The 6,000-nt window shown below is 62.7% G+C and carries 7 protein-coding genes; 4 read left to right on the top strand and 3 right to left on the bottom strand.

What is annotated here, in order from left to right; all coding sequences use genetic code 11:
- Positions 1–138: 138 nt before the first annotated feature.
- A complete protein-coding gene (locus X728_RS155875; RefSeq protein ID WP_023689240.1) occupies positions 139–927 on the top strand; it encodes an alpha/beta fold hydrolase in 789 nt (262 codons plus the stop codon).
- Here the strand turns inward: X728_RS155875 and X728_RS155880 are convergent.
- Positions 924–1,331: a DUF2000 family protein gene (locus tag X728_RS155880; protein ID WP_023714565.1), complete on the bottom strand. Its 408-nt coding sequence runs from the start codon at positions 1,329–1,331 to the stop codon at positions 924–926. The genes X728_RS155875 and X728_RS155880 overlap by 4 nt on opposite strands.
- Before the next feature lie 46 nt (positions 1,332–1,377).
- Here X728_RS155880 and X728_RS155885 point away from each other — a divergent pair, with 46 nt between their 5' ends.
- Positions 1,378–2,313: an AraC family transcriptional regulator gene (locus tag X728_RS155885; protein WP_023831272.1), complete on the top strand. Its 936-nt coding sequence runs from the start codon at positions 1,378–1,380 to the stop codon at positions 2,311–2,313.
- Positions 2,314–2,339: 26 nt separating this feature from the next.
- Here the strand turns inward: X728_RS155885 and X728_RS155890 are convergent, their stop codons facing one another.
- A complete protein-coding gene (locus X728_RS155890) occupies positions 2,340–2,810 on the bottom strand; it encodes a MarR family winged helix-turn-helix transcriptional regulator (protein ID WP_023694717.1) in 471 nt (156 codons plus the stop codon).
- A 421-nt stretch (positions 2,811–3,231) separates the two neighbouring features.
- Here X728_RS155890 and X728_RS155895 point away from each other — a divergent pair, with 421 nt between their 5' ends.
- Together X728_RS155895 and X728_RS155900 are read left to right on the top strand one after the other, a co-directional pair.
- The gene (locus tag X728_RS155895) at positions 3,232–4,287 is read left to right on the top strand and encodes a GTP-binding protein (protein ID WP_023739647.1); all 1,056 of its coding nucleotides are present in this window, start codon (positions 3,232–3,234) and stop codon (positions 4,285–4,287) included.
- Between the two features lie 248 nt (positions 4,288–4,535).
- Positions 4,536–5,510 carry a WD40 repeat domain-containing protein gene (locus tag X728_RS155900; protein ID WP_023815964.1) on the top strand — a complete coding sequence of 325 codons (975 nt, stop codon included), beginning with the start codon at positions 4,536–4,538 and terminating at the stop codon, positions 5,508–5,510.
- Between the two features lies 1 nt (position 5,511).
- Here the strand turns inward: X728_RS155900 and X728_RS155905 are convergent, their stop codons facing one another.
- Positions 5,512–5,964, bottom strand: a complete 453-nt coding sequence (locus X728_RS155905) for a hypothetical protein (protein ID WP_023683507.1) — start codon at positions 5,962–5,964, stop codon at positions 5,512–5,514.
- Positions 5,965–6,000: the final 36 nt, after the last annotated feature.

Genomic DNA, 6,000 nt, shown 5'->3' with positions numbered 1-6,000 from the left:
GAACCTGGCCCATAGCGCATCCTTTGATTCGGACGAAAAGTATGCGCCATCAAAGCCTGGGATCAAACACCTAGGGTGGCTCATTCAAAGGGCGGCGGGAGCATCGAACTCCTTTCGCCAGGGTGAGATGAGGACCAGATGACTGACACGCTTTATTTTACGACGGGCGACGGCTGCCGGATCGCCTATCAGCTGGCGGGGGCCGGCCCTGTGCTTGTGCTCTCGAATTCCATTGCGACGAACCTGCATATGTGGGACCGGCAGCTTGCGGAATTTGCCGGATCTTTCCGGGTGCTGCGCTATGATCTGCGCGGCCACGGCAGTTCCGATGCTCCGGCCGGAGCCTATTCGCTCGATCGGCTGGGCCGCGACGTCCTTGAGCTGCTGGATGCGCTTCAGATCGCCCGCGTGCATTTCTGCGGGCTGTCGCTGGGCGGCTTCGTAGGGCAGTGGCTGGGTATCCATGCCCCGGACCGCATCGAGCGTCTCATCCTTTCCAACACCTCGCCACATCTCGGGCCGGCTTCTTACTTTGACGAGCAGATCCGTACTGTCCTTGCTGCGAGCAACATGTCGGCCGCCGCGGACATGTTCATGCACAACTGGTTTCCCGCCTCGATGCTTGCCGGCCCAAACGAAACCGTCGACGCGTTCCGCGCGATGGTCCTGGCGACGCCGCCCCAAGGTCTCGCGGGATGCTTCGCCGCCGTACGCGATTGCGATCTGCGCCGGACTGTCTCCCTCATTACCGCCCCCACCCTGGTGATCGGTGGAGAAGACGACAAGGTAACGCTGGCAAGCCACAGCGAGGCGATCGCAGCCAGCATCCCCGGCGCCACGCTTACACTGCTTCCGGGCGTCCATATGCTGAACGTCGAGCGGCCGACTGAATTCATGAGCGCCGTTACACGCTTCCTGCTGAATTAGGCGTGCATGCGGGCGCCCTTGGTGATCTTGTCGACGAGTTTCTTGTCGGCACGCAGCGCGATGCCGACGATCTTGGCGTCCTCAGGGCCGAACTCGGCGAAGACGGCGCGGTTGGCCGCATCGAAGCCGGTGGCAAACATCTCCTCGACATAGGCTGACGCCGTCACGCCCCGCTCCAGCGCCTTCCGGTGGATGGAGTTGAGCGTCGGCCCATCGGCCGAAAGCACGATGACCGGCTGGATCGACAGAGGATTGTAAAGGTTGCCGGCGCGGTCGCGGTAGGGTTCGCCGATAATGTCGGGGAATTGCGCGACGACGCCGCTGCTCAGGAAGGCCGTGACGTTGAGCTTTTGCCAGACGGCGAGATCGTCCCGCAGCACGATTGCAAATTTCGTATCGAACACCAAAATGAGGACTCCGGAGCACGCCCATGAAGGGCAGGGATAGGTGATGACGCACGATCTAGACGGTGAGGCGACACAGGGTCTTGGACGTTCGTGCGCGGATGAAGACCGGATCGTCTCGGCGCCAGGCAGGACCGNTGAGGCGACACAGGGTCTTGGACGTTCGTGCGCGGATGAAGACCGGATCGTCTCGGCGCCAGGCAGGACCGGCATCGAGCGCATCGAGGCGCATTTCCATGGCAAAGCCTTCGACCTGCACCGTCATGATACGCTTGCCGTCGGCGTGACGCTTTCCGGTGTGCAGCGCTTCCACTACAGGGGCACTGTCAACCACAGCCTGCCCGGCCAGGTTATCGTGCTGCATCCCGACGAAGTGCACGATGGCGGCGCCGGGACCGAGGATGGTCTGCGCTACCGGATCCTCTATCTGGAACCCTCACTGCTGCTCGACTGCCTCGACGGCGCGCCGCTGCCTTTCGTCAGGGATGCTGTGGTCAGCGATCCTGCCTTGCGTGGCACGCTGCTTTCGGCCCTGTCGCCGCTCTATGAGGAACTGGACGAGCTGTTCGTCGCCGATTTCGTTGCGGAGCTGGCGCAGCATCTGGGGCGTCATGCGGGACAGAAAGCAAAGCCGATGGGGAAGTCGGCCTCGCGTGCGGCAGCGCTGGCGCGCGGCTATCTCGAGGAGAATGCCGAGCGGTCCGTTCGTTCCGATGAGCTGGAAGCCGTCACCGGGCTCGACCGCTATGCGCTGTCACGCCATTTTCGCGCGACCTATTCCACCAGCCCGCATCGGTTCCTGCTGATGCGCCGGCTGCAAAAGGCAAGACGGATGATCGAGGTGGGCGAGCCGCTGGCCGAGATTGCCGTTGGCGCCGGCTTCAGCGACCAGAGTCATTTCAACAGGCATTTCAAGAAAGCATTCGGCCTGACGCCCGGCCGCTGGTCGGGGCTGGTGCGCGGCCCTTCGGTGGCGGCCTAGCTCAAGACACGCGGCCGCCGTGCCGGTCAGTCGTCGATGTCGGCGTCGTCGTCGACGAGCACCAGCTCCTCGTTCGACAAATTGGCCTCGATGCGGGCGAGCAGCTTGAACAGCGTCTTCTGTTCTTTCTTGTCGAGGCCCTTCAAGGCCTGCTTTTCGGTCTTCTTCACCGACTTCTCGATGGCGTGGATGATCTCGCGGCCGGTGTCGGTGAGAAAGATATGCGCCTGGCGTGCATCCGCGGAAGAGGCGCGCTTTTCCAAAAAGCCCTGGGCCTGCAGCCGGTTGATGGTCTTGGTGATGGTCGGCGGGCGCACGCCGAGGCGGCCGGCGAGATTGCCGGGCGTCTGGCCGTCCTCGCGGTCGAGCGTCAGCATGATCTGGTCCTGGCCGGCATAGAAGCCGTGCGCCAGAAGCCGCGCCGCCAGCGCGGTCCTTGCCAGCCTTGCCGCCGAATGCAGCCGGCTCATCGTTGCAGTCTTGTCCGCCTTGGCCATGGTGATCCCTCTTCGGCCGTACCGGTGCGTGCAGCATAGACGCAGCCGGCCGGTTGGCAATCGACGATCCAAAAGATTCCGGCTTTCGAAACAGCTTTGCCGGCAAGCATTTGTGGTGCTCGAAATGGTGATGCCAGATGTTTATTTCAGTTAGATGACAAACGAGTTTCCGCCAAGGCGATTGCAACGGTTTGACGCGGCGCGGCTCAGCACAGGTCAACGAAGAGGCGTTTCCGGCGACACGTTGATGGTCGGCATCCCTCGCACTCGGCCTCTCGGGTCTACCCATCCGCTTCGTCAATCCTGGGTCAAACACCCAGGCGGTTTGCCTCGTGCAAAAGGCCGGCACACATCCTATATCAGGCCAACAATCCCTTCTTGCGGCCCGCAATTCCGTGGCCCAGCCATTTCGAGGCAAGATATGAGCGAAGCACAGACGCAAATCCCCGTGACCGTTCTCACCGGCTATCTCGGCGCCGGCAAGACGACGCTGCTCAACCGCATCCTGTCGGAAAACCATGGCAAGCGTTATGCCGTCATCGTCAATGAATTCGGCGAGATCGGCATCGACAATGATTTGATCGTGGAATCCGACGAGGAAATCTACGAAATGAACAATGGCTGCGTCTGCTGCACGGTGCGCGGCGACCTGATCCGCGTCGTCGAAGGCCTGATGCGCCGTCCCGGCCGCTTCGACGCCATCGTCGTCGAGACCACCGGCCTCGCCGATCCTGTGCCGGTGGCGCAGACCTTCTTCATGGACGACGACGTGCGCTCCAAGACCAAACTCGACGCTGTCGTGGCCCTGGTCGACGCCAAGCACCTGCCGCTCAGGTTGAAGGATTCCAAGGAAGCCGAGGACCAGATCGCCTTCGCCGATGTTGTCGTGCTGAACAAGACCGATCTGGTGACGCCCGAAGAGCTGGCCAAGGTCGAAGCCACCATCCGCGCCATCAACCCGGCGGCCAGGATCCACCGCACCACGCGCGCCGGCGTGGCGCTGTCGGAAGTGCTCGACCGCGGCGCCTTCGACCTGTCGCGCGCATTGGAGAACGACCCACATTTCCTCGAGGCGCACGATCATGATCACGACCACCATGACCATGACGGGCACGATCACCACGACCATGATCACGACCATCATCATCACGATCACGCGCATCCCTCCGACATCCATGACGTGACCGTGCAGTCGGTGTCGCTGCGCGGCGGCGAGATGGACCCGAAGAAATTCTTCCCGTGGATCGAGAAGATCACTCAGATGGAAGGTCCCAACATCCTGCGGCTGAAAGGCATCATCGCGCTCAAGGGCGACGACGAGCGCTATGTCATCCAGGGCGTGCACATGATCATCGAAGGCGACCACCAGCGCGCCTGGAAAGACGGCGAAAAGCATGAGAGCCGGCTGGTGTTCATCGGCCGCGAGCTTGACGCCGAACGGCTGAAGAAGAGCTTTGACGCCTGCCAGGCGGCTTGATTTCCGGACTCTATGGCGCTAGCGCTGCCCGCTCTTCCTTCTCCCCTTGTGGGAGTAGGTGGCCTCGCGAAGCGAGGTCGGATGAGGGGTGCTCCAGCTCGGCACCGACGGCGATCCGTCCAACACCCCTCATCCGTCTCGGCGCTGCGCGCCGATCCACCTTCTCCCACAAAGGGGAAGGTTGACGCCAGGCCTGGCCGCCTCAATGGCTTCCCGGGAGTGGTGACAGCTTCATTGGAATGGTCCTGATGCCCACAGTTGCTCCCCTCGACCTGGAAGGTCACTGCCTTGCCGCCGTCTTCCTCGACAACGTGCCGCATTTTGCGCTGGCCGATGGGACAGTTCATAGGCTCGACAACGGCCACAAGGCAATTCAGGCCAATGACGGCCTGCTCTCCACGTTCCATGACGCCGCCAACGACCGCCTGATCACCGGCGGCGAGGACGGCAAGATTTTTGCTGTCACCGCAGGTGGCACCGTCGGCGAATTGGCGAGCGCCGGCAAGAAGTGGATCACCAGCGTCGCCGCCGGGCCGCAAGGCGCTATCGCCTATGCCACAGGCAAGACTGCGTTCGTGCGCTTTGCCGACGGCAAGACCAAAGAGTTTGCCCATCCGCGTTCGGTCGAGGGGCTGGCCTTCTCCCCCAAGGGCATACGCTTCGGCGTCGCCCGCTACAATGGCGCGACGCTGCATTTCCCGGCCGCCGAGGGCAGACCGGTGGAGCTGGAATGGGCCGGTGCCCATACCGGCGTCACCTTCTCGCCGGATGGCGCCTTCCTCGTCACCACCATGCAGGAAAACGCGCTGCATGGCTGGAAGCTCGCCGACGGCAAGCACATGCGCATGACCGGCTATCCCGGCAAGGTCAAAAGCCTGTCGTGGAGCGTGAAGGGCAAATGGCTGGCGAGTTCCGGCGCGCCGGCGGCGATCGTCTGGCCGTTTTCGGGCAAGGACGGCCCGATGGGCAAGGCGCCGCTGGAGCTCGGCACGCGCGGCAACGCCATGGTGACATCGGTTGCCTGCCATCCGAGCCAGGATGTCGTCGCCGTCGGCTATGATGACGGCATGGTCATGGCGGTGCGCTTTACCGATGCCAAAGAGGTGCTGTTGCGCCGCCCGGGCAAGGGCGCCATCACCGCGATGATGTGGGATAAGGAAGAGCGCCGGGTCGCCTTCGGCAGTGCCGCCGGCGACTGCGGCGTCATCGATATCTCGGCGTGACCTATTCGGCTCCGCACGACACCTTGCCGGTCAATTCTTTCGGCTTGCCGTCCTGTTCCGTGTCGGCGGCGTTGTCGTAGACGGCAAGCGTGTACCGGCCGTCATAGACGCCCTCGTCACTGGTCTTGGTCAGGATCGTCAGTTCGACAGAGTTGAATTTATCTCCGAGCTGATGCTCGTGGTAGACGTTCAGCCGCAACTCCTTGTCGTCCAGCCAGTACTGGGTGAGGTCGGAATCCTCGAAGACGGTCTTGCGCAGACTGTCGCCTTCCGGCCGGCCAAGTATCTCGAGATCGCCGCGAAAATTGAAGGTCGGGCCGCCCATACCTCTGGTGACCCCGGCGCCGACCTCGAATTGCACCGCTTTGTCATCGACGGAACACCAGACGCCGCCCGATGCGGAAGCCGCAGCGGCCGACAAGAGTAGCGCAATAGCGCAGATGATCGTCCGCATTTTTCTCCCCAAACCACAGACCCGATCGCATTGGCG

The sequence above is a fragment of the Mesorhizobium sp. L103C119B0 genome (assembly GCF_000502235.1).
Lineage (GTDB): Bacteria > Pseudomonadota > Alphaproteobacteria > Rhizobiales > Rhizobiaceae > Mesorhizobium.
This window is presented reverse-complemented; position numbering and strand designations above follow the sequence as displayed.